16 protein-coding genes are annotated in these 25125 nt (G+C 39.6%); 5 read left to right on the forward strand and 11 right to left on the reverse strand.

Translation table 11 applies throughout. The features are described 5' to 3' along the window. Positions 1 to 11 precede the first annotated feature (11 nt). The 8 genes from B9A18_RS05940 to B9A18_RS05975 form a co-directional block, all read right to left on the reverse strand. Positions 12 to 1133 (reverse strand): formylglycine-generating enzyme family protein, encoded by a 1122-nt coding sequence (locus B9A18_RS05940; protein ID WP_235005245.1) that lies wholly within the window; start codon positions 1131 to 1133, stop codon positions 12 to 14. A gap of 40 nt (positions 1134 to 1173) precedes the next feature. Further along, complete coding sequence (locus tag B9A18_RS05945) at positions 1174 to 2439, reverse strand: DUF1501 domain-containing protein (RefSeq protein WP_084288132.1); 1266 nt, start codon at positions 2437 to 2439, stop codon at positions 1174 to 1176. A gap of 17 nt (positions 2440 to 2456) precedes the next feature. Beyond that, complete coding sequence (locus B9A18_RS05950) at positions 2457 to 4445, reverse strand: DUF1800 domain-containing protein (RefSeq protein ID WP_084288135.1); 1989 nt, start codon at positions 4443 to 4445, stop codon at positions 2457 to 2459. Between the two features lie 253 nt (positions 4446 to 4698). Continuing rightward, positions 4699 to 7323, reverse strand: coding sequence for an alpha/beta hydrolase family protein (locus tag B9A18_RS05955; RefSeq protein ID WP_084288137.1), 2625 nt, complete (start codon positions 7321 to 7323; stop codon positions 4699 to 4701). Positions 7324 to 7343: 20 nt separating this feature from the next. After that, entirely contained in the window at positions 7344 to 8786 is a 1443-nt protein-coding gene (locus B9A18_RS05960) for a RagB/SusD family nutrient uptake outer membrane protein (RefSeq protein WP_084288139.1), read from the reverse strand. Between the two features lie 92 nt (positions 8787 to 8878). Further along, positions 8879 to 12316 carry a SusC/RagA family TonB-linked outer membrane protein gene (locus tag B9A18_RS05965; protein WP_159452614.1) on the reverse strand — a complete coding sequence of 1146 codons (3438 nt, stop codon included), beginning with the start codon at positions 12314 to 12316 and terminating at the stop codon, positions 8879 to 8881. A gap of 469 nt (positions 12317 to 12785) precedes the next feature. Then, on the reverse strand, positions 12786 to 13949 hold the full coding sequence (locus B9A18_RS05970) for a FecR family protein (protein ID WP_084288145.1): 1164 nt from the start codon (positions 13947 to 13949) through the stop codon (positions 12786 to 12788). Positions 13950 to 13997: 48 nt separating this feature from the next. Beyond that, positions 13998 to 14585, reverse strand: coding sequence for an RNA polymerase sigma factor (locus tag B9A18_RS05975; RefSeq protein WP_084288148.1), 588 nt, complete (start codon positions 14583 to 14585; stop codon positions 13998 to 14000). A gap of 231 nt (positions 14586 to 14816) precedes the next feature. On the opposite strand from B9A18_RS05975, the gene B9A18_RS05980 reads away from it, so the two are divergent. The 5 genes from B9A18_RS05980 (at position 14817) to B9A18_RS06000 (ending at position 20609) form a co-directional block, all read left to right on the forward strand. Further along, entirely contained in the window at positions 14817 to 15698 is an 882-nt protein-coding gene (locus B9A18_RS05980) for a cupin-like domain-containing protein (RefSeq protein WP_084288150.1), read from the forward strand. Positions 15699 to 15779: 81 nt separating this feature from the next. Further along, a complete protein-coding gene (locus B9A18_RS05985; RefSeq protein WP_084288153.1) occupies positions 15780 to 16877 on the forward strand; it encodes a vWA domain-containing protein in 1098 nt (365 codons plus the stop codon). 39 nt (positions 16878 to 16916) lie between these two features. Next, positions 16917 to 18395 carry a sigma 54-interacting transcriptional regulator gene (locus B9A18_RS05990; RefSeq protein ID WP_084288156.1) on the forward strand — a complete coding sequence of 493 codons (1479 nt, stop codon included), beginning with the start codon at positions 16917 to 16919 and terminating at the stop codon, positions 18393 to 18395. A gap of 37 nt (positions 18396 to 18432) precedes the next feature. Further along, entirely contained in the window at positions 18433 to 19698 is a 1266-nt protein-coding gene (locus B9A18_RS05995) for a metallophosphoesterase (RefSeq protein ID WP_084288159.1), read from the forward strand. A 20-nt stretch (positions 19699 to 19718) separates the two neighbouring features. Further along, the gene (locus B9A18_RS06000) at positions 19719 to 20609 is read left to right on the forward strand and encodes a UbiA prenyltransferase family protein (RefSeq protein ID WP_084288161.1); all 891 of its coding nucleotides are present in this window, start codon (positions 19719 to 19721) and stop codon (positions 20607 to 20609) included. 71 nt (positions 20610 to 20680) lie between these two features. On the opposite strand, the gene B9A18_RS06005 is transcribed toward B9A18_RS06000, so the two are convergent. The 3 genes from B9A18_RS06005 to B9A18_RS06015 all read right to left on the reverse strand — a co-directional run bounded on the left by B9A18_RS06005 (position 20681) and on the right by B9A18_RS06015 (position 25021). Continuing rightward, a complete protein-coding gene (locus B9A18_RS06005) occupies positions 20681 to 21370 on the reverse strand; it encodes a response regulator transcription factor (protein WP_084288164.1) in 690 nt (229 codons plus the stop codon). 76 nt (positions 21371 to 21446) lie between these two features. After that, the gene (locus tag B9A18_RS06010; RefSeq protein WP_084288167.1) at positions 21447 to 23117 is read right to left on the reverse strand and encodes a sensor histidine kinase; all 1671 of its coding nucleotides are present in this window, start codon (positions 23115 to 23117) and stop codon (positions 21447 to 21449) included. An 11-nt stretch (positions 23118 to 23128) separates the two neighbouring features. Beyond that, positions 23129 to 25021 (reverse strand): S9 family peptidase, encoded by a 1893-nt coding sequence (locus B9A18_RS06015; RefSeq protein WP_084288169.1) that lies wholly within the window; start codon positions 25019 to 25021, stop codon positions 23129 to 23131. Positions 25022 to 25125 lie beyond the last annotated feature (104 nt).

Consider the following 25125-nt stretch of genomic DNA (forward strand, 5'->3'; position numbering starts at 1 on the left):
TGTGTGTAGCCTTAATTGGCTACACACCTGAAACCCGTATTTTCAAGTCCTGTATCTACAGAAGATTTCATTTTAGAACTTACCCTATAGCCTTTGCAATAGGAAGAATGGCACATGAATGAGCCTCCTCTGATGATCTTCTTAGGAATTGTTGGCTCCTCAGGATCATAACTTTCAGCAGGGCCTTTAGGGTTGCTTTGTTTACCCTTATTCGTCTTATAATAATCTGTAGTGTACCAATCGGCAGTCCATTCCCATACATTACCAGCCATATCATACAAGCCATATCCATTTGCCGCGAATGACTTTACGGGTGCTACACTTGCATACCCATCTGTTTTTAAATCATTATAAGGGAACTCTCCCTGCCAGGTATTGGCTTTGACCCTACCCTTGATTAGATCTTCATCACCCCATGGGTACTTTTTACTTTTTAGACCACCACGAGCCGCGTATTCCCACTCTGCTTCGGTAGGTAAACGTTTACCTGCCCATTTAGCATAAGCAGCTGCATCTACCCAGGCTACCTGTGTAACCGGATAATTGTCTTTACCGATAATATTGCTTTTTGGCCCTTGCGGATGTTTCCAGTTCGCACCTTCTGTCCAACTCCACCATTGTGATACATCGTTAATATTTACTCGCTGAGCGGGCTTTTTAAAGGTTAAAGAAGCAGGTTGCAGCAATTCATCAGCCGGTTTAGGTGTACCCGGAGGCAATTGTTTTTTCAGTTCCTCCCAGTCCGGTTTACGTTCGGCCAGTGTTACATAGCCAGTAGCTTTTACAAAGCGTGCAAACTGTGCATTAGTTACTTCCGATTCATCAATCCAAAAGCCGTCTACTGCAACTTCATGTGCCGGATATTCATCAGGTCGTCCTTCATTATCCGCAGCACCCATTACAAAATCTCCGGTAGGAATAAACTTCATCCCCTCATGCGAGGCCTTGCCTTGCTTATCATTTGCGCCCAATGAATCAATGCCCTTTATAGCGCCAAACCTTTTAGGCAAGGTCGCATCACAGCAGCTAAGATCTGTTTTCTCAACTGATACAGCAGTTTCATTCTTAGTAGTTTTCTGATTACAGGAGGCTATTGTCAGCACTCCGAACAGGGATAAAAGGGCTATTTTCACCTAGCTAAATTAATCATAAAAAAAATAGCATAAAAACTGCTTAGCGCATCACCCCAATTTTGTTACCTTCCCAATCCGGGAACAACACCTTATCATTATTGATATTCAGGTGTTTGTCTGCCACTTCACTAAATACACTTCTGAAATCGGTAGTTACTGCGAGGTCCCTTCCATCTTCAAGATTCTCAATAGCAAGTGGGTTAACCAGACCGTGTACCAATCCGCCATTTACACTATTACCCAGAATGAAATTACATGAAGCCCTGCCGTGATCTGTTCCTCCTGTACCATTTTGTTTAACAGTACGTCCGAATTCAGTCATCGTCATTACGGTTACATCATCCTGATATGTGCCCATATCAGCCCAAAAGGCCATGATACTATTGCTCAGGTCGTTTACATTCCTTGCAAAGATACCTGTGTCTGCGCCCTGATTAAAGTGCGTATCCCAGCCTCCAGATTCGGCAAAGGCGACTTCCATACCCACATCCATTTTAATTAACTGTGCAATCTGTTTCAATGAATTGCCTAGTGCTGTATTAGGATATATGGCATTATTTGATGGTTTATAATTCTTTGTATCTACTTTTTGAAGCATTTTCATGGCATCAAAACTTTCCTTTCCTGTTTCCTTTAACAAGCCGGAAGAAGTGGTATCGTACAAGTCTTCGAAGCTTTTTGCAGCCATGTTTGCGCCCTTAACATTACCTCTTAATTGTATATTAAAGTCCTGCAGATTACTAATGGCAACAGCTGGGTTCTCTCCATAAAATGATCTGGGCAAAGATGAAGTTAAGCTCACTCCCTGAAAAGGCGTAGCAGCATCATGCCCCAGTAAGCCTACTGCGCGGTTTAACCAGCCACTATCGGTGCCTTTTCTGAATGGCGTGCCCGACTCCATGTAATCCTGAGCATCAAAATGTGAGCGGGTATTATTTGGGGAGCCTATTCCATGTACAATGGCCATTCTTTTTTCCCTGAACATGCTTTCGAAAGCTGCCATTGAGGGGTGTAAACCAAAGCGTCCATCCAGATCTATCAGCGGTGTAGTTTTGCTTCCTTTGGCGGCATCCATAAACAACGTTGGGCGGGCTGCTTTTAAGTATTTATCAGTAAAAGGAGTTACCGCCATCAGCCCATCCATTGCGCCACGCTGAAAGATGCAAACCATTATCTTTTTCCTTTTAAACAAACCCGGAGCTTTAGTTCCGGCAACAGCTTCTGCTAAAAAACCAGGAATACCACCCAATCCAATTCCAAATAGTGCCAGTCCGCCAGCTTTTATAAATCCTCTTCTTGAAGTCATGATTATATTTTTAGGGGTTATTTACGTTGAAATTCAGGAGAGCCTATAATCACACCGACCACTTGTGCAAGCATCGTATTGTTTCCTCCGGACAGCGTAACCGCTGTTGCATTTTTGCCGGAATTCTTTTTAACAGGTTTCTCAATACCTTTTTTATTTGTCTTCATCACCATCTCCTCATTTTCCATGGTATCCATGGTTTGAGGTGGCCCAGTTTTGGCAGCAGCACTTTCTACCTTACTAACCAGATTCGGATCATTCAACATTGGTTTTAACCGCTTAACCGTTTCCAGTACATCACGTTCGGGCATAATCAACTTACAATAAATCAGCAATGCAGCATCAGCGCTTTCAGGTTCATGGTTATTATTTAAAGATGCCAGATTGATCTTAATACCCGGAATACGTTGGGTAGCCAGCGCTAATCCAAAATTCATTCTGTTTAACAAAGATCCCGTATTAATCCAGTATTGTCCTTTATCCGGAAAGCCTGTAGGTGCCTGGTAATAGTACATCTTCTGTCCCATTTTATTAATCCAGTTGTACAATTGGTAGGGCTGAGTGATTTCGGCATTCAAACTTCTTACAGCACTTATTGCCAACTCAAAAGGAGATTTTGTTTTCTCTCTTAACGATTCCTTACTCCAAAACTCAGGCGCTGTAGCCATAGTAATCATCATCTGCTTAATGTCACCATCAGTTTTAGTAAATGTTTTTGCCATTTTATCTACCAATGAAGACGCAGGATTGTCATTCACAAATCTTGTCGCTAGCTTTTTCGAAATAAACTTTGCAGTTGAGGGGTGATGTGCTAACATGGTGAGAAGCTCCACCCCTTCTTCATACCCACCGTTTGCCGGAAAATGTTTGCCCAATACGATCCTTTCACCATTATCATGTCTTGTTGGCATAAACAGAAAGTCGCCATCATGTACAAAACCACGTTTCTCAAGCGTGTTTTTATCAGTCTTTTCAAGCAGATTTTTAGCAGCAAAGCCATAACCGTTTTCACCCATAGGAGCGATGGTCCAACCTGTTAGCACCCTCGCTGCCTGGGTAACATCACTCTGAGTATATCCACCATCAACCCCTAAAGTATGCAGTTCCATCACCTCACGAGCATAGTTTTCGTTCAAACCACCTTGTTTCTTTTTCTCCTGCAGTTTTTTAAGTGCAGGTGAATTTGCAATAGCTGTTGCTCTGAAACCTGGGCGTTTCTTCAATGTTTTCTTTTCTCCCATTTGCATCTGCATGTCATCATTATTTGCGACCGGCTGTCCGCTGCTCGAAAAATTGTCCAGGTACATTAGCATGGCCGGAGATTTTGCCGTGGCCATCAACAAGGTTTGAAATTTACCTGTAACATTAGGCCTGATCACATCCCTTTCATAAGCAGGAGTAAATGGGGCACTTTGATTTTTTGTCAGCGAGACATTGAAGTGGTTGAACCAGAAATCAGTTAGCAATTCGTTTAGCTGATTATTCGTATAAGTTGCTCTTAGTATTTTTTGATTAAAAAACTGGCGGAATAGTTCCTGCTGAGGCTTATAGCCTTTTGAATCCATAAAAGCTTTGATCTGCTGTCGGTACTCCTTCCCATCCCCCTTATTTACTGAATCCTTATTGATTACCCCTTCCTTAACAGCCATACGTAGCGCTTGGCCTGGGCGAGGATACTTATCCTCTACTTCTGCATTGCTCAGATTGATATCGTCGTATTGGCTTAAGGACTTGTTTAAAGCTTCATCCTCGATCTTGCCATCCAATTGCTGCACAAACCATTTCTCCAATCCAATTTTAACCACCGCATCGATATCTTCTGGCTTTGCTCCATAAGTAAACCGGCTTAAAAGATGTGCCGCAGCTTGTCGCTCGTCTAACCCAGCCTTTTTATAGGGGAAGGAAAACTTCACTGCAGCCGGTTTCTCCTTTTGAAAGGCCGAACACAATACAGTAACCAAAAGGACAAACACAAAGGAATAGATAACTTTTGCAGGTGTTTTCATACAATGATCGAATTAATTATATTCCTATGACAATAGAAATCTGATAAGGATTAAAACAGTTGTAAAAAATATATTCTACCAAATTATATACCAGGCAGATACATTCACTTAATATAACTTTTTTAAGAAGCATTTGTTTTTTCGGAAAACTGACCACCCAAAGAAACATCTGCGCAAACGTTTGTGTAAAAGAGAACTATCTTTTATCAAAAAACCCCTGGCAATTCATTTGCCAGGGGTTTTATTTTTGAACTTACATCCAATCGGGTTTAGGCTTATCTTTAAGATAATAATCGAAAAAGCCCATTACTTTGTTCGTAAAATCCTCTTTATTTTCCTTCTTTTCGAGTAGATGACCTTCACCTTTGTAATTCAGCATCCATGCCGGTTTATTTAACCTGCGCAGTCCTGTAAAAAACTCTATTCCTTGCTCCCAAGGCACAGAACCATCCTGGTCATTATGCATCATCAAAACAGGAGTTTTAACATTAGGAAGGCCAAATAAAGGCGAATTACTGATATAAGCCAATGGATTGCTCCACAAGGTTGTCCCCATACGACTCTGAGTATGTTCATATTGGAACATCCTGCTTTGACCAGTTTCCCAGCGAATACCACCATAAGCACTGGTCATGTTAGATACAATTGCTCCAGCCATGGCCGCTTTAAACATGTTGGTCTTCGTGATCAGATAGGCAGCCTGATAACCTCCCCAACTATGGCCATTAATCCCTATCCGATCCTTGTCAATAAAATCGTATTGTGTTGTTAAAGCATTAACACCACTCACAATTGCATCATATGAACTTGCTCCAGGTGCAGCTGTTCTAAAAACTACATCCGGAATAAAAACCAAATAACCATTGCTCACCAAATAAGACCAGTTTACTACCGATTTCATTGCATCTGGAGCATTATAGCGGTGTAACAAATCACTTCGTTGCTCATAGAAATAAACAATCATAGGATATTTTTTACTAGGGTCAAAATTCTCTGGCTTACACAAGATACCTTGTAAAGAATCTTTGTTAAAGCTTTCCCATTCCACCAATTCTGATGTCCCCCAGTTATAGTCTTTTTGCTGAGGATTGGTGATTGATATTTTTTTTATGTTAGCAAAATTCTGATCAGAATAATACAATTCAGGATATTCAGTAAAATCTCCTTTTTTCCAGAGACAAGCAGTTCCATCTTCTGAGATGTTTAATCCACCATAAGTATGATCTGAGAGCGCCAATTGATCAAAACTGCCATTTGGCTTAAGTACAAAATAACCATCCTTTTTAGTTTTGGATTGAAAAGCTGTAAAATATTGAACGGCTTTCAAATCTATGTATCGCTCCGTTTTTTCGGGTTTGATATATCTGAAAACTATGCCTTGTTTCCGACCGGTGCCCTTTGTTAAGCAAACCGGCACATTTTTACCTGAGGCATCAATTTTCCACAAGTCATACTTACTATGTACCAGAAACCAATGTGTTTCCGTGTCCCAGCCAGCATCCCCATAATGAGTAGAGTGCATCGGCATATCCAGCTCATCATTATAAAAAACATCTTTGATATTTCGGGTAAGGTTCCTTTTTTCCAATGTTTTTGTGTTCATACTGTACCATGAACTATCCGTTGGCTCGTACCAACTGATGTACTGTTTATCAAAGGAAATTTTTGGAATATAATACTTCCTTTCCAGCACCATTTTATTTTTACCGGTCTCCATATTAACCAGATAGGCATCATATAGCCTACTCGCTTCAATCCCCACAAGATTTTGATATCTCAAATCACTAAAGCCAATAGATACGCCTTCCTTATCACCTTCTGGGAACTGTAAATAAGGCATTTCTGAATCACCTAACTGAACTACCTTTTTATTTCCAATCACATATTGATAAAAATTACTACTCTTTATGGCAGTACCTTTTTTATCCATAGGAGGAATTGTTGACTGATCCCATTTCCAGATATCAAGCAAAACTTTCTTCTTCCTAACGGTATCAGCTACTGTATACGCGCTACTTTTAAAGTAAACTTTTTGCCCATTAGCAGAAAAACTAAGGAGTTCATTAGCTGAGATTCGATATCCTGAAGATAAGCCCCGCGTGCTATTGGTAACTGAATCTAGCCGTTGTCCACTTTTGGTTTTCACCACATAAATCTTGTACAACGTATCCTTAGCCTTTATATCTTCAGAGATATAGGCCAATTGATCCGAATTTTTCGAAAATGTAGCCATTGTATAATTCACATTTCCAGATACGATCACCTTTTTATGACCAGAAGGGATGTGAAACAACGACAACCTGCTAATCTTCTTTTCCTGTTGCAAGACCAAAACGTAATTCTGATCATCTGAATACCTATGTTTTAAAACGGATTCAAACACCACAGAATCTTTGGATGTAGGATTGTAAAGCACTAAACTGTTCAAGATTGTATTCTTCTTAACCGTAGAATCGACTTTACTTTTACGTATAACCTGCAACAAGCATGGAGATGATTTTATGAAGCTAACGATTGGCTGCCCTTTAAAATCCAGCAATTCTCCTGTTACCAAATTACGAAGTCGAAAAACCTTATTCTTCGCTTCCGCGCCCACCGTATAAGTACAAAATTTTGAATCCGAACTGAATTGCAAATTGGCTCCATGAAGAATAGTATCTACCTTTTCTCTGTTCCCTAATAATAATACCTGATATGCGGCTTTATTCCTGATCTCATATCCAAACCATTTACCATTCGGGGAGATTTTATCCCCTGAGATAAACTTCCAACTGTTAAAAGTAGTGTGATCTAACACCTTTTTGGATTGCCCAGATAAATCATTTGCAACCAGCAAAAAGAAAAATACGAGCTTATAATACTTAATTATTTTTGTCATTAATCAATGGATAATATGGGCTAATCTCTGTTGTATTGAGGAAGGGAAGGGTTAAGACTAAGAACTTTAGGAGGTAAGGGTAAAATGTACCGTAGGTCATTGGCGGGAAGGGTCCAACTCTCGCTACCTGCCGAATGAACAATATCCTTTTTCCAATCAGCCTCTCTGTTCAATCGTTTCAAATCGATCAAACGCATGCTTCCACAGAACGCAAACTCCCTACGTCTTTCCTCCAGTACAATCTTTAACGCCATTTTAGCGTCAACCAATGGCAAATCTTTATTACCATTAATACGATTATAACGCAACTTATCTACCAAAGCCAAGGCCTTTTGAGCCTCACCTTTGCGCGCATATCCCTCTGCGGCAATCAAGAATAACTCTGAAGTATTAAATCCTGAATTAAACATTACATACGGCACCCACATGCTTTTACCCGGAAAATTTAGCTGACCATTAAGTTTAAAAGTATTGTCGGCAAAAAACAACAATCTACGCTGATCTGTTGCTCCAGGAGGCAAATCGTGGTTATAAGTAGCCAACAAATCTGCACTGGCATAAACATTCCGCGAAAGAGAAATCAGATTATCTCCATATCTTGCATAAATGCTCTCCACATTGTCCTTAGCTTCCGGATAGGACTTACCCGTCGCAGCATCATAAATTCGCCCAAACCCATTCGCCGCAGGATTAATGCTGTACAGCTTCATATTGGTTAACTGACTATTATCCAGCAATGCTTTCTCTGCATAAATACGGGCATTCTCATAATCCTTCATATAAAAATACATCTTAGCCATAAATGCATTACCGACTTGCCTTGATGGCTTAAAGCGATGCGGAGTAGTGGCCGACAGATGAGGCAAGGCTTCGTTCAAATCCTTAAAAATCTGATCATAAACTTCTCGTACTGTATTACGCTTATAATCCTTATTAATATCTTCGGATAACACTAAAGGGACACCTAAATCATTAGCAGCAGAATTAGCATCATAATCTTTTGCATAAGTATTGACCAGCAACAAATATTCAAAAGCACGACCTACTTTTGCTTCTGCAGCCAAGGCTTCCTTGTCTTTTGGATTCCCATCGGTACAAGAAAGAACATTATTGATGACCACATTAAAAGTGTAAATTCTTTTATAGGCATTTTGCCATAAAAGGTCGTCTGTTCCCGCACTAAAAATTGAACCATGCGCAAAAGAATACATATTCTTCTGGCCTTCGCTCCCCTGTTGAAACTGGCCGAAAGGAACTGATAAATCGCCCAACAGCATATCATCAGTAATGTAAACTACATAAGGGTTATCGGCACTCATCATCGTTTTATGATTCAACAACTTAACATAGTCATCGTAAAATTCCGGAATGAGAATACCTTTTGGCTTGATGTCAAGATATTTTTTGCAGGAAGGCAATAAAAACAGCAACAGAGCCGATAAAATTATTGTTATATTTTTCATTTGAATATAATTTTGTTTTCAATGGTAATGAAGCTATCATAAGCAGATACATTGATATTTGTATGCTTATGATGGCTTCATGATTTCAGCGATTAAAAATTTAGAGATAATCCAAGGGTGTAAGTAGTAGGTTGCAAATTGCCTCTGGATGGTGTTAAAGAAGAACCATTCCAAACCTCAGGATCAAGTCCTTGATTATTTGCAGCCCATCTCCAGGCATTCTGGATCTGACAAGAAATCCTCACATTATCCAATCCGTATTTATGGACTGCTTTAGTTGGCAGTTCATAGCCAATTGAAATATCCCTAAGTTTGATATAATCACCTTTCTGTACATGCTTATCAGCGGCCGACCATAGATTTCCTAAATTAGCATTTACACCTTGTCTAAAAGCCGGAGCTTTAGATGCGTCGTTTTCATCCCCTGGCTTTTGCCAGAAATTCGCAGTCAGTCTGTCGACATTTGCGGAAATACCGGTCCCAACAATATAATTACCAAACATACTTCTCATCACGTGTCCGCCATAATAGAGGAACATAAACGATAAATCAAAATTCTTATATTTAAAATTGTTTGATAAAGAGGCTGCATAAGGCGGAACTGTTGTTCCTGCATATTGCAAATCTTCCATCGTAAGGTTTGCAAACGACTTTACAATATTTCCATTTCTATCGTAACCCTGTGGCGCTCCTGTATTGTCAAGGCCTGCCCAACGCACGCTATAAAGACTATTTAATGGTTTTCCTTCACGAATCTGATCCGCTTGAATATAAAAAACTGCAGCACCATTGGTATTTTCTATTCTGGTCAGCTTATTTTTATTGTAAGAGAAATTCATCGATGTTCTCCAGCTAAAGTCAGGTCTAACAATATTTTGTGAATTTAAAGAAACCTCCAAACCACGATTATACATATCCCCATAGTTTACTGTCAGGTCAGTCCAGCCATAAGTAGGATCCGAAATCTTCGATTTTAACAAATCTGATGTGCTTTTATTGTAAACCTCAATGCTTCCACTTAGTGCTGATTTGAAGAGATTAAAATCGACACCTAAATTAGTTACCCTTGTTTTTTCCCAACGTAAGCCAGAGTTAGGAGGAAATCTAACTTGAGATGAAGGTTCGTTAATATAATCGTTTATTCCACTCTCAATTACGGTCAAAAATGGACCACTCAATTTAGCGATATTACCATTTATACCATAGGTAGCGCGTAGCGACAAACGATCCAACCAATCTAAATCATGCTCTGAGATCAGATAAGATCCACCTGCAGACCATAATGGACGATACTGATATTTGGGGTCTGTTCCGAATAAATTGGATTGATCCATACGGATACTGGCGCTTGCTGTAAAACGACGATTATAAGTATAAGATGCATTACCATAAAAAGAGACATAACGATTCTCAGTAGAAAAAAAGCCTGCCCCCATATTACTGTAATTAAATGATCCAAAAAGTGCTTGTGTACCTGTTAAATTAGCTATTGACTTTTCATCTATTGCTTTAAAAGAAAGGCTATTGTCATCATAACCGACTCTATAAGTTGCCGTGGACGAGGATCTCACCTTACGTTGCTCGGCACCGGCAATTACAACTATCTCATGCTGATCATTAATTATTTTATTATAATTCAATTGAGCCCGCAAGGTATGCGAGTCTCCGTCTCCACGAATTTCCTTAATCTGTCCTCCGGTTGGAATATTTTGAGTGATTACGCCACTTTTTATCTGAGTCGCATTGTTAACCATCGTTTTAACAAACCATGAATCCTTACTATAGAATTGCTTTTGAAAATTATTTCTTAATTCTTTTTGATACTTCAGATCTAATGTTAATCCTTTAATCAATTTAAAGTTAGCGCCAACATTAAAATTCTGATACTTCTCATTAGATTCAAACCGTTGATTATTCAACTCCTGAAGTGGAAAATAACTCTCATCCAACAATCCTAATCCGGTTAATCTATTCAACTCGCTTTGAGATTTTGCCTGATACCAGGGTAGTGGATTGCCATTTTCATCCTTAAACAAAAGATAAGATGCCTTTCCCGCACCAGTGTACACACTCATTCCTGAAAATCCATTGTTATACGCTTCTCCAGTGAAACTTCCTAAAATGCCGGCATCTAATCGTAGCCAGGACGTAATATCAAAGCTGTTTTTAAAATTATAACCTTTCCGATCATTAGTTTGAGCTTGTTCGTATGGCATCGCCTGTAAATAGTTTACAGACAAAGCGTAACGATGTTTTGCTGTACCTCCGGATAATGATAAGTTGTGCTGTTGATCGATTGCTCTTCTTCTCAATAATTCATCAACAAGCTGGTCTTTACGATCTCTGTTGCGATAAATATCCAATTGTCTATTTAATTCAGCCTCATCTATTTTATTAGCAGCGCGATCATAAAACAATTGACGAACCTCGTTTACATAAGTTCCTGGTTGCAGTGCTGGGGCACTCAATTTGAAAAGAGTTTGCTGAAAATCGATAAATTCTGAACTTGATAATAAGTTATTATAACTGGCATCAGGAAGAGGTGTCAATTTCAAACTTCCATTATATGAAATTCTTAATGGTCCTGCTACCCCCATTTTTGTCGTGATTACAATAACACCATTAGCAGATCGGGCTCCGTAAATAGAGGCCGCAGTAGCGTCTTTCAGTATAGTTACGCCCACAACATCGGAAGGATTTATCGCATCTATTGAACCTTCATAAGGTACTCCATCTACGACATAAAGCGGTGCAATTGTTCCAGAGATCGTCGACTTCCCTCTTATTTGAACTGCTCCCTTATAAGCGGTTAAACCGGCCACCTGCCCCTCTAACCGATCAATGATATTAGTTTGGAGTTTACCTACAAGATTTTTTTGTGTAACAACGCCATAAGATCCGGTAGCACGTTCTTTTGGTATTTGCTGATAACCTGTAGAGACCATAACCGACACCTCTTCGAGTTCATTCTGGTTTACTTCTAAACGAATTGTTAAAGGAGAAACCTGATTTGCAGGCACTTCTTTTAATGTATAGCCAATAAATGAAACCACAAGCACTGCCTGTTCATCAATCCCTTTGAATTCAAAATCACCTTTACTGTTCGTTGCAGTAGCCGTATTTGTTCCCTTAACTTTTACAACTGCGCCTACAAGAGGTTCATTCTTTTCATCCACCACGCGGCCACGCACATCAATAGCAGTAAAGAGAGAACTAATCCTGTCACGAAAGGAAGGCTCTTCCTTTCTTATGACAACCGTTTTTTCAAGAATTTCATAGGTTAACTTCTGTCCTTTTAAGCTTTCGCTAATGGCCGTTTTTAAATTAGCATTATTTAACTTAATGGTAACCGGATGGCTATTCTTCAGCAGATAGTCCGCATAAACAATATCAAATCCACTTTGCAGCTTTATTTCTTTTAAAACAGACTTTAGTGAAACGTTTGCCCTGGATAAACTGATATTCTGGGCATAAGAACCTGCGCTTGCCTGCGCAAGGAAAAAGGTCATGATAATTATGATTAATTTCATAATCAGTAGTGTTTTTTTTCTAGTGTGATTACTTCCTTCTGACAAGCAGCTTGAAGTTATCAAAGTATTCAAATTCATACTTTTCATCGTTTTTTTTAGCCTTCATTAGGAGGTCGATGAATGACCATTAACATTGCTTTATTAAGCAAGATTACCTAAGTTTGACTTGGTTTGAGTTGATATACAATAGTTCCACAATTATTTGATCCAAGGCCTGCTTTAGCTGGTCTTAGGAAAGGTTAACTCAAATCTTGCCGGGCAATGCTTCGAACCATTGCCTGGCTTCATTAAAAGCCACCTGTTGAGAATTAATTTCGCTGTCGTAAAATTCTGGTCATAGTAAATTGGTTTGGTTTTAGTTCATTGTTATATTGATAGGACACGCACCTTTCCTATAGGGAGTACACCTAAATTAAAAATAATGGATTTACCTCCTGGGGCTTCAGAATAGCAGCAAATGGAACCTATACTATTTCGCCTTTTTTATAAGAATCCGGTTTCCTTCAATTTTAAAATTGACTTCCCCTGTGGCTTCTAAAGTTTTAAGCAGACCTGAGATGTTTTCATATCTGGATATTGCGCCTGTTAGCTTGAGATCTTTAATATCATCTTGAAATACAGCCACAACGTTGTACCAGCGTTCTGCCTGTTTCATGATACTGCCTAACGCTTCACTGTTGAAAATAAACTTACCGTTTTTCCAGGAAGCTATCTCAGCCGCATCAACCTCTTTAACAGCTAAATGCTCATAGCCTGTTAACACGGCCTGTTGGTTAAGTTTTAAGGTAACATTTGATCTCCCAACATTACGGCTATCCACGAGCGTAACCCTTACAGATCCTTCAAGGACTGTAGTTTTAGTACCCCCTTCATCATTATAACCATTGATGTTAAAATGAGTACCGAGTACTTCAACTTCCTGCCCCCTGGAAATGACGATAAAAGGATGCTTTTTATCTTTAGAGATTTCAAAATAGGCTTCCCCGCTCAATTCTACTTTTCGATTAGCCGCCCCGGAAAAGGTTGAAGGGAACTTCAACTTACTTGCGGCATTAAGCCATACCTTGCTACCATCGGGCAATATAAATTGATACTGTCCGCCACGTGGCGTATTTGCAGTTATCCAACGTAATTCTACTTCTTCCGGCGACTGTCCAGCTGATGTTTTGAGAATAGCTGTTCCATCATTATAACTCAATTTATTTGCATCAATAACAACTCCTGTTTTTGCATCACTTAAGTCGATTACCTTTCCATCGTCGAGTGTTAATGTTGCCCTATTGCGACCGGGAGCAATATCATTGCGCTGCATCTGACTTAAAATAAAATCTTTATTATTTTGCCCCTGCTGAAATTTATAAAACCAAAATGCGATGCCCAACATTAAAATTAAAGAAGCCGCAACTGCAATCCGATTAAAAGTAAACAGGTTCTTTTTAGGTATAGATGAGCGTTTCGAAATTCCATTCCATATTAACTCCTCAGTAAGGTCAAGGTCCTCAGAAGAATTAAACACGGCATTCTTTTCCCCACGTGCATTATACCAGGACTCGACGATAGCCCTTTCCTTAGCATCACAACGATCCTCTAAATATCTTTGTAAAAGTGCTTCTGCGCCTTCCTTATTCATCATATTACAACACCAACTTTATGTTTATAGTGGTAAGACACCTAACTTTCTTCATGGGAGTATCCGCAACAAAATAATCAATGTAGCCAGTGGTATTTTAAATTTCTTCCTAAGCATAGTTACAGCCTTACTAACCTGTTTTTTTACGGTTAAGTCGGAAATACCTAAGCGCTCCCCGATCTCCGCATGCGAAAGTCCTTCCTTCCTGCTCATTTCAAATATCTCCCGCATTTTTGGTGGCATATTTAAGATCTCCCTTTCGATTAAGCGTTTTAAATCATTATAGCGAACCAACTCATCTGTTTGTACTTTTTCCTGATCAATAAAATCCCCCAGATCTGCCAGGTAATTTTCTTGTACCTTTCCATGGCGGATGATATTTAATATCGTATTTCGAACCGCTTTATACAGATAGGCATTCAGACTAATAGTGAGTTCAAATTGTGCATGCTTGTTCCACATCGCTGTAAAAACTTCCTGAACAACATCCCTTGCCTGATCCTCCTGCCTAAGCATATGCCGCGCATGAAGATATAGTACAGACCAATACCGCTTATAAATTTCGGTAAATGCATCATGATCTCCCCTCCTTAACAAGGTGATTAAATCTTGATCGGTATGGGCACTGTAAATGATCATGTTTAAATTACATCAATTGTTCTGCAATCTTATCAATTTTAACTCACATTATTGGCATTGTGTAACCAAGTAAAGCTGTTTACGAAAGAAGTGCGGAAGACATTCAGCATAAAAAACATGACAAGTTTGAAAACAAAATTATATTCCAATGAAAAAAAAATCTCTAAGTTTGCTCTAAATAAGATCGGTAATTGGCATTGAGCCGGTCACAAGCATCTTATTATTAAACATATGAGCTTTATTTTAAGGCCGGTAGATACCGTTGAGAGCATCAGCCCTGCTGATTTTAAGAAGAACTACCTGGATGCGCGCCGTCCTTTAATCATTAAAGGGCTAACTAAATCCTGGCCGGCACGTGAAAAGTGGACAACCGACTATTTAAAGCAATTAGCCGGAGAGGTGAACGTGAGCCTTATGGACAACTCAAAGGCAGATCCTTCGAAACCCATCAATGCTTCCGTAGCGGAAATGCGCTTTGGCGACTATCTGGACCTCATCAAGTCTAAACCAACCGAACTCAGGATCTTTTTCTTCAACCTGTTTAAGCATGCGCCTAATCTGGTTGATGACATCGTTATTCCTAAAGACCTCATGGGTGGCTTTATTGAAAGCATGCCTGCCATGTTCTTTGGAGGCTCCAATTCGGTTACTTTTTTACATTACGACATAGACCTGCCTCACCTTTTTCATACGCATTTTGGTGGCAGAAAGCACATTATATTGTTCGACAACAAGTGGAAAAAGCGCTTGTATTGCATCCCCAATGCAACATATGCTTTAGAGGACTATGATGTTGCCAACCCCGATTTCGAGAAATTCCCAGCCTTGAAAGGCGTAGAAGGTTACGAAGTATTTCTGGAGCATGGTGATACCTTATTTATGCCTACAGGTATGTGGCACTGGATGAAATACCTGGATGGATCATTCTCTTTAAGTCTTAGAGCATGGGATGCGTCTCTATCCAGAAAAGCACAAAGCGTTTTTAACCTCGCCGTTAAAGGTGGCGTAGACAGCATGTTAAAAATGGCTTTCAAAGCACCATACGCAAAATGGAGAGAACGTGTAGCCATCAAAAGAGCTGAGCGTGCATTAGCGAAGGGCGAACCTAAGTAATACTTAAAGGTATTTTTACAACCGGATAACATTACTGATACCACAAACTTTTACCTTCGATAAGTCGTTTATACTTAGTATATGAGAGGGTACCAATTTTCTGATTTTAAGTCTGATGCCTTCCCGAAGGGCGGGTTTGAAGAATTACTGGACCTGTTTACCAAACTGCTCAATATAACAGCTGGTGATGCGGGTGAAGCCTTGGTGTGGATGAATGAACTGGACAAGCAGTACAAAATTACCACCGATGCCTATGGTATGGGTAATTTTCTCGACGACCTGAAAGAAAAAGGCTATATCACAGAAGATACGGCAAAAGGTACTTTCAGCATTACACCCAAAACAGAACAAACTATTCGCAAGGCTGCCCTTGAGGAGATTTTCGGGAAACTGAAAAAAGCTGGAAAAGGAAACCACAATGCCAATACCTCAGGCATAGGCGAGGAAAAGAACGCCGACAGAAGGGAATATGCATTTGGCGACAGTCTTGATCAGATAGACATGACAGCCTCCATCCACAATGCCCAGATCAATCATGGCATAGGAAACTTTACGCTAACGGAACGCGATCTGGAGGTAGAAGAAAAGGATTATAAAACCCTCACCTCTACGGTACTCATGATCGACATATCCCATTCCATGATTTTGTATGGCGAAGACAGAATAACCCCCGCTAAGAAAGTAGCTATGGCCCTTGCCGAGCTCATTCATACCCGTTATCCTAAAGATACTTTAGACATTGTTGTTTTTGGTAATGATGCCTGGCCAATTACAGTTAAAGATTTGCCTTATTTACAGGTTGGCCCCTACCACACCAATACCTATGCCGGTCTGGAGCTCGCGGTTAACCTCTTACGCAGACGTAAAACGCATAACAAGCAAATCTTCATGATCACCGATGGTAAACCTACCTGTTTAAAAGAAAACGGAGGCTATTATAAGAATAGCATGGGCTTAGACCGAAAAGTAATCACCAAAACTTTAAGCATGGCCGCGCAATGTAAAAGACTCCGGATACCCATCACTACCTTTATGATTGCTAAAGACCCATATTTACAACAATTTGTGAGGGAATTTACTCAGGTAAACGGGGGAAGAGCTTTTTACAGCTCCCTAAGCGGATTAGGAGAATACATATTTGAGGATTACATAAAAAATAGAAGAAAGATCGTAAGGTAAGGAGCTCCTTAATCTTTAATCCTAAAACAAAAGACATAAATGGATCACAATAAGATAAAAACACTTGGTCAATTAAAAGCCGCACGATATAAATCAATATCGGTAAAAGATGAGCTCCGAAAAAACCTGGTCACACAGCTTAAAAACAGAACAGCCAAATTTGAAGGTATTTTAGGGTACGATGACTCCGTAATCCCAGAGTTGCATACGGCCATTTTATCCCGGCACAACGTATTGTTGTTGGGTTTAAGGGGGCAAGCGAAAACCAAAATTGCCCGCTTAATGGTCAATTTGTTAGACGAATTTATCCCATATGTAACCGGCAGTGAGATTTTTGATGACCCATTAAATCCCATTTCATGGTATGCCAAACATGAAATTATGATCCATGGTGACAATACCCCTATCAGCTGGCAGCATCGCTCGGATCGCTATACCGAAAAATTAGCGACACCCGACGTGACTGTGGCCGATTTGATTGGTGATGTTGACCCCATTAAGGCTGCTACATTAAAACTAACCTATAATGATGAGCGGGTAATCCATTTTGGATTGATCCCGAGAGCGCATCGCGGTATCTTTGTAATTAATGAGCTGCCCGACCTGCAAGCCAGAATACAAGTCGCCTTGTTTAATATGCTGCAGGAAAAAGACATCCAAATCAGAGGATTCAAATTACGCTTACCACTGGATATTCAATTTGTATTTACGGCAAATCCAGAGGATTATACCAATCGTGGCTCTATAGTCACCCCTTTAAAAGACCGTATTGAAAGCCAGATTCTTACGCATTACCCTAAGACCTTAGACATTGCGGGAAAAATTACACTCCAGGAAGCCAAAATCACGCCTGAACAACGTAAAAACATCCATGCCGACGGGCTCATCACAGACCTTATTGAACAGGTTGCTTTTGAAGCTCGCCAAAGTGAATTAATTGATCAGAAATCGGGTGTATCTGCAAGGCTTACCATTTCAGCATACGAAAACCTGATCAGTGCAGCAGAGCGACGAATGCTCATTAGAAAGGAAAAAACAACCGTGGTACGACTGTCGGATCTCGCAGGTATCATTCCGGCCATAACCGGAAAGATCGAACTGGTTTACGAAGGTGAGATCGAAGGGCCTGCAAAAGTGGCCAACATACTTATTGGTAAAGCCATCAAAAGCCGATTCCCCATATTTATGCCTGATCCGGAAAAAGCAAAGAAAAGTAAAGGAGCCAATCCCTATTCAAAAATTACGGAGTGGTTTACAGAAGGGAATACACTGAGTTTAACTGACAACCTAAATACCGATCAATATCAAAAAGAACTGTTGAAAGTTGACGGTTTATATGATTTGATTAAATTACTGCATCCCAAAGTACTCGAAAGACAAACATTTTTGCTGATGGAATTAACCCTGCATGGTTTAGCCGAATACTCACAACTTAACAAAAAATACCTGGATGGAGGATTTGGCTTCTCCGATATGTTCGATAGCCTATTTAATATCGACTTTAGAGACGAAGACTAACCTACAACAATTTTAATTCAAAATACAAATACATACTATGGGCCGATTATCCCTAATCATTTTTTTATCTGTTTTCCTTTTAATATTCGACTACTACTGCTACCGTGCTATTTTATCCGTATTCAAAAAATGGCAGCCCCGCACTAAATTGTTGTTCAGCATTCTTTGGTGGTCCTATACCTTTGGTTTAGTGATAGGTGTCTTTGCGAGTATATACCTGAATCTTTATCTTACATTGAGAGCTGTTATCCTTGTAGCCTTCTTTCTAACAGTTGGTAGCAAGGTAGTGATGCTTCCCTTTCTATTGATTGATGACCTGAGAAGGGCATTTATCAAACTCACCAAAATAAGGAAGAAGAGAAAACAAAAAGCAGTACAACAGACAACCGATGCCGAAAGTGCCAAAGAGACCATAAGCCGCTCTGCTTTTATTGTAAAAGCTGGAATTATTACCGCTGCCATTCCACTTGCCTCATTGAGCTGGGGAATCGTATCCGGTGCCTACGATTACAGAATAAAACGTCGTACGCTCATTTTACCAAACTTACCAAGGGCATTTGACGGCATAAAAATGGCACAGATCTCTGATGTTCACTCAGGTAGTTTTTACAACCCCAGAGCCGTACTCGGTGGCGTAGAAATGTTGCTTGCAGAAAAGCCGGACTTTGTCTTCTTTACTGGTGATCTGGTGAATGACAGAGCCACAGAAATGCGCGATTACCAGGATATTTTCTCAAAAATAAAAGCTCCATTAGGGGTGTACTCTACACTTGGGAACCATGATTATGGCGATTACTACTTCGGTAAAGCGCCCTCAGCTGCCAAAGCAAAAAACCTGCAGGATGTGATAACAACACACAAACTAATGGGCTGGGACTTGCTAATGAACGAAAACAGACGTTTAAAAGTAGATGGAGAAGAGATTGGGGTTCTGGGTATCGAGAACTGGGGAATGGGCCGTTTCCCTAAATATGGCCGCATGGACCTTGCAGTTGAAAACACTGACGACTTGCCGGTAAAACTGCTCCTTTCGCACGATCCTTCACACTGGCGTGGACAGGTGCTTGAAAAATACCCTCAGATTGACGCCATGTTTAGTGGCCATACCCACGGGATGCAATTTGGCGTAAGAACCGAATATTTTCAATGGAGCCCCGTTCAGTACATTTATAAAGAATGGGCAGGTTTATACCAGGCACAAAATCAACAACTTTATGTGAATGTAGGCTATGGCTTTTTAGGCTATCCGGGAAGAGTTGGAATCTTGCCAGAAATAACGATATTTGAGTTAAAACGAGCCTAATTTCAAACCAAATACTGCACATGATTAAAAAAGTGCTCCTGTCAATTCTCGACTTTTTGCTTTTCAGCAATTTGTTTATTGCCATTTGCGCAGTAGCCCAGGGCTTGGTGACCTATCATTTATTAAATGTAAAACCGGATAAATATATTCTGGCCATTATATTTTTCGGGACTATAGGTATCTATAATTTCAGCATGTTGCTGTCTAAACCTGAAAATCCCGAAAACTCTTCATTTGTAAGGGTAAGGTGGATCTTTTCTCATCACAGGCTCATCATATCCATCACACTCATTTCAGTGCTTTGTCTGATTCCTTTAGGTCTGTTATACCTTAGTATTGAAGCCAAGCTACTCATGATATTTACGGCAGTGCTTGCTTTGGGTTATAATATCCCTTTTTTAACTCTCAACAATCAAAAGATAGGTTTAAGGAATATTCCAGGAATCAAATTGTTTTTAATAGCGCTGGTATGGTCCATAAGCTGCGTACTACTTCCTGTTGTTGAACTGGAACACAATTACCAGATTAACATCTCATCTGCAGATACTTTACTTCTGGTTGCGAAGCGCTTCCTGTTCATCGCCGCGATTACCATTCCTTTTGACATCAGAGATTTGTTTCAAGACAAATTATATGCTTTAAAAACCATTCCGGTTATGTTGGGCGAGAAAAAAGCCTATATCTTTTGCCAATTCCTGCTGGCGGGTTACCTGGTGTTGCTATTACTATTTGGACATGCCCCGATTTCAGATATCGTTGGCCTAACCCTTACCCTGGTGCTTACAGGCTGGTTAATTTTTAAATCCAGCATAAAAAAGAATGAATATTACTATTTCTTCTATTTAGACGGCACCATGCTTTTACAATATATAGTGCTGGTTTTATCAAGCTGCCTTGCAACTTTCATTTAAAAGCATCCTGAGCTTACAGAAGGACGTAACTCATATGGCGAATACATCGTAAACTCAGGATGATAAATTCCTTATTCCGGATTAAAACGGTATCCTACTCCCCTAACAGTTAGCAACAACTGAGGACTATCAGGATTCAACTCAATCTTTTTACGCAAACGAACAATATGCATGTCCAGCGTACGCGTATTTACATCCGAATTGTAGCCCCAAACGACCAACATCAACTCATCTCTGTTAATCACCTTATTTGGGTTTCTTAAGAAATAAAGCAGGATTCTGTTCTCCAGAATCGTCAACTCGATTTTTTTATCATCCCTATACAAAGTATGAATATTGGGATGATGCTCCATATTACCAAAGCGATGCACTTCAGAACGATCGTTATGCAAAATAAATTTCACCTTACTCTCCAGCATCGCAACCAAAACATCCATATTAAAAGGCTTGGTTACGTAATCCGAAACACCAAAATTATAGGCATCAATCTTATCTACATCCTGAGCTTTGGCAGTCATCATAATGATCAGGTTATCAAAGCCCTGTTTACGCACGTCCGCACATACCTCAGCACCTTGTTTACCTGGCAACATCCAGTCCAGCAACACAATATCTGGCTGATCGGCCATTATCATACGCTCTGCGGCCTCTCCGTCACCAACTTCAGAGACCTCATATCCCTGAGCCTTTAAACGATGTACTACTAAAAAACGTAAGTTCTCATCGTCTTCAACTATCAGTATTTTAACTCCCTTCGACATATTTTCGCTATTAGTTATTTATATAAAATTTATATCATCATCCTTAATAAACTCAGGACAACACCGATTTAACTATTTAATAATCATTATAAGGCAATACAATCTTAAATTCTGATCCTTTATTTACCTTGCTCTTTACTGTAATCTCACCATCCATAAAATTAACCAGCTCCTTACAAAAAGCCAATCCCAAACCCACGCTACCATTTTGATTATACTGGTTCTGTATCCTGAAAAACTTCTTAAATATATTATTAATTTCTGATGCCGGTATACCAATCCCTTTATCGGTAAATCTGAACACCACTTTCCCCTTAGCAAGCTTTGCGGTTATGTGCAGTTGTTTGCGCTCAGGGGGCGAATATTTGTAAGCATTTTCAGCAAGGTTATCAAACAAACTACCTAGCAACACCGGATCGGTAACGAAAGTTGTAAACCCACTTACTTCGTATGTAAAATCAAAATCCGGATGTTTCAAACGGTGCGTCTCTACTGTACTTTCCAGGAAATCAATTATGCGAATCTTATCCCTGTTCAGCTCTATAGCTTTGTTTTCTATCTGAGTAAAGGCCAGCAATTTATTCATCAACCCATTGAGCTTATCAGCCTCCTCATCCAATATTTTACCATACAATTTAAGTTCCCTATCAGTAAGTGATGATGCACTTTTTATATTATTACCGGCGATTTTTATCACACTGACGGGCGTTTTGAACTCATGTGTTAGGTTATTTACAAAATCATACTGCAGCTTAAACATCTTCTGGTTAATATTCAGGTTCCGGTAAATTAATACAGCAACCAATACCAGAATACCATAAAAGAAGAGAATAGCCAATGCAATAGGTAAGAAATAACTGAATATCTCCCGCTCTATAAATGATTTCGAAGAAATAAAATAAAGCTTATAATCCGAAAATGGTCCGGGCAGGTTAATTTCAGTACTTAAATACACAGCAGTAGTATCCAAAGGATCATAAGTAAGGGGTGCGATCTTAACGTACTGATACAACAGCGGCTGTGTATTGATGATCTTAATCTTATACGGATCTAATTGGAACGACATCATATCCTGCTGATAAACAGGATTGGGCTGCAATTGCTTACGCAACATCTCCTTATAAACCTTTAAATCTTCGAACCTTGGAATGTTCAGGTAAGTGATTTTGTTGGAACGGACATTACTGAAATTGCTAAACAAGGCATCCTGACCAGGGACTTGCGTAGTATCCAAACTTTCAATAAACGACACCAGCTTTAGTGCCAGCGTATTAAAATCATCCCCTACAATAAAACTACTGGTATTGTCCCTTGAAAAAAGTCTGACCGAGTCCAGTGGCACCAGACTTCCAAACTGATAAATGTTTTTAGGGCCAAAAGAAAACTTCCCCGTATTTAAACCATCGCTAACCGGCGTATTGCTCACCTCAGAATCGTAAAAAACAACTTTAGATACAAAGGGATATTCGAGCAAAACCGTATCTACAAAGGCAGCCGCAGTGGCGGAATCCAGATAGCCATTATAGAAAGAGACTTCAGGAAGCTTTTTTTGAAAGAAATCATTATAAGGCTGAATACTCTGCTCCAGTACATTTACTTTCTCCGAAACAAATTCATTTTCTATATACTTGGTACTAAATCTATAAGCCAATACCAAAGAAAGCAGAAACAGCACCGACATCAGAATGATGAAAGTAAGTATCAACGAAAAATTCTTACGGTAACCGTCTTTTTTCTCTGAAGCCATAAGCTGTGAATTTACTTCCTTTTCAGGTTAAATTCTAAAAACTCATCAAGCGTCTTATAGAACTGATGTCTAAGGGGTTGGTTTTTCCCTGCGTACATATCACCATCATCTTCAAGGTAAGTAATACTTACATTCCGTTTTTTAAGGTTTTTTACAAATTGCGTCACCTCTCCCTGGTTGTTAATAGGGTCTTTACTATTTTGAACCAGCAGTATAGGCGCATTAATTTTATCTGTTTGGAACAGAGGTGATGTTTTACGCAGTTTATCTATATCTGTTAGCGGATTGCCTATAAGTTCATAATACATCTGCAAATTAGGTTTTTGATACGGAGGAATTGATTTTAAATACGTGAACAGATTAATTACTCCCGAGTTAGACACCGCACAGGCATAAGTACTCGGACTTAAATACAAACCATTCAACGCAATATACCCACCAAAACCAATGCCATATATTCCAATTCTTTTTGGATCCGCTATTTTACGCTTCACCAACCATTTTACACCATCATCAATATCATCCTGAATCTTATCTCCCCATTGCTTAAAGCCTGCCGCTACAAAGTTCTTCCCATAACCCGATGAACCCCGATAATTAATTTGGAACACTGCATACCCCCTGTTGGCCAGCAACTGAACTTCCGGATTATAACCCCACAAAGTTCTACTCACCGGACCATCATGCGGCAATACGACCACAGGCAGATTTTCTGCCTTTTCATGAAGAGGAAGTGTCAGGTAGCCATGAATCAATAAGCCATCCCTTGAGTGGTAACTTACTGGTTTCATTTCACTCATTTCATCTTCCTTAATCGAAGCATTAAAATCACCCAGCTTTCTTAACTTGCCCGTGTTTACAAAATATAAATAATAAGAACCCGGGTTTTTGTCGGTAAATGTTCTTAATAAAAAGACGTTCTCTGCCTCATCCATATCAAAGATTCTGGTTTCAGTTTTAGGCAGTAACTTATCCAGATCTTCATATACCTGCTTTACAGAATCATCCAGGAAGTATTTTTCCTTTTTCCAGGTTTCGTACACAACAAAAGACATTTTACGCTTTTTCGTAGAATACTGTGCATCTGTGATATTTAAAGTATCATTACAAAAAAGGTTCTTTAACTCTTTTCCTGTATTGCAATCAACCTCTACAAGAGCCGCCTTATCACGGTTTATATTAGAAATAGCATAGATAATGTTAGGTTGGCTATGGCTAAAAGCAATTGGTCTGAAGGTGTCCTTAAAATCGCTGGTCAGCATCGGCTTAAAAGGCTGACTCTCGCTTGCCCTGTAAAGAAAAGTTGAATTAACGCCATCACTGCTGGTAGCCAATCTTAGCTTCCCCTCAGAATCAGTTCTCCAGTCGACAATATTCCCAGGATTTTTAGCGATCATTTCCATTCCACCATCGCGTACATTTAAACGATAAACATCAAAAACCGTCGAATCTCTTCTATTGGATGAGACCATCAGGTACTTATCGTCTATAAGCTGATCTTCAATAACCCTCAACCTACTCTTTTCATTGCTCACCAGTGCCCGCTCATTCTTTCCTTCTTTATCAACAATGAATATGTCCGACTGGTTGGTCGCCGCATCAATCTCTTTATAATAAATCAGTTCATTACTACTTACCCAGAAATAAAACACAATATTCATCCCTTCCAGATGAGTAATACTCTTACCCTTCCCGGTTTCAATATCTTCCACATAAATATTCCGGTTTTTACCTTCCAATTTAAGGTAAGACAGGTTTTTGCCATCAGGCGATATCCTATAACCTACTCTACTCTGCGATTTAAAGAAGTCTTCTACAGGTATTGTTCTGGGCTCTTTCTGACGCTGACAAGCGAAAGCAAAAACTACCAGAATAAGGAAAAAGTATTTTTTTAATCCAATCATATCATTTACTCGCCTGCAAAGCTACACAACACAGACTTTGTATGGAGGCTATACACCAATATTGTTACTTTAAAACCTAAATATTACGTTTAACTTACCACCAA

Origin of the sequence: Pedobacter nyackensis, assembly GCF_900176505.1 — a bacterium.
GTDB lineage: Bacteria > Bacteroidota > Bacteroidia > Sphingobacteriales > Sphingobacteriaceae > Pedobacter > Pedobacter nyackensis.